The sequence below is a fragment of the Variovorax glucosi genome (genome assembly GCF_051216695.1).
Classification (GTDB): domain Bacteria; phylum Pseudomonadota; class Gammaproteobacteria; order Burkholderiales; family Burkholderiaceae_C; genus Variovorax.
In genome coordinates this window covers 1-1,103 of record NZ_JBPJZE010000313.1, presented here as the reverse complement: position 1 = coordinate 1,103, position 1,103 = coordinate 1, and the positions used below count along the sequence as shown (strand labels likewise).

Here is a 1,103-nt window from a genome sequence, read left to right as displayed (position 1 = left end):
CGTCGAACAGCGACACGCAGCAGCAGGCCTGGCTGCTCGCCGACGTAGACCGCAAGATCGGCGCCTCGCTTACGCGCGAGCAGCGCGCAAACCTCGAATCGCCCCTGAAGGCGCTGTTCGTGGGGCGCGTACTGACCTCGCCCTTCGCGCAGGACGACCGCCTCATCATGCAGACGCGCGAGCGTCTGGCCGGCGTGCCGCTGGCACAGCGCTCGTATGCGCGGCTGCGCCGCATCCTCCTGCAGACCAGCCAGCCCAATGCCTTCACCATCGCCGAGGCGGGCGGGGCCGAGTCGGCGCTGGTCATCCGCCGTGCGAGCGGCAAGCCGCTGACCGACGGCATTCCCACGCTGTTCACCTACCGCGGCTACTGGGACATCTTCGACAAGCGCATTGCCGAGACCACGCTGTCGCTCGAGCAGGAAGACCGCTGGGTGCTGCAGATCCGCGCGCCCGGCATCGCCGACATCACCTCGCGCGAGCTGCTGCTGCGCGAAGTGCGCCGGCTCTACCTCACCGACTACATCAAGGTGTGGGACGACTACCTCGTCGACATCCGCCTGGCCGACAGCCGTTCGCTGCTGCAGAGCATCCAGATGACGCGCGTGCTCTCGACCGCGGAGTCGCCGATGTCGCGGCTCATCCGCGGCGCGGCGCGAGAGACCGACCTGCTGCGCAACCACGACGAGTCTGCGCGAAGCCTGCTCGACCAGGCGCAGAACCGCGTGCAGAGCACGCGCGAGCGCATCGAGCAGCTCATCGGCCAGCCCGATGGCAGCCAGCGTCGCAACACGCGGGTAGACCGCCCCGAGTCGCTGGTGGACAACCACTTCGAGCCGCTGCGCCGCATGGTGACCGCGCCCAAGCAGGGCGGACAGGCGCCCATCGACGCGACGGCAGCGCTCATCAACGAGCTCTACAACTACCTCACCGCCACCGACACCGCGCTGCGCAGCGGCAACATCCCGCCGACCAGCGATTCGGTCACCAAGGTGCAGGCCGAGGCCGGGCGCCTGCCGGTGCCGTTTCAGGGCATGCTGAACGACCTGTCGGCCACTGCGTCGTCGAAGGCAGCTGCGGTAACGCGGCAGAACATCGGGCAG

At 68.9% G+C, this 1,103-nt stretch carries 1 protein-coding gene; it reads left to right on the top strand.

The genetic code is table 11. The features are described 5' to 3' along the window. On the top strand, positions 1-1,103 hold a 1,103-nt coding region (locus ACSFA3_RS25245; RefSeq protein WP_435508075.1), incomplete at both ends, for an ImcF-related family protein.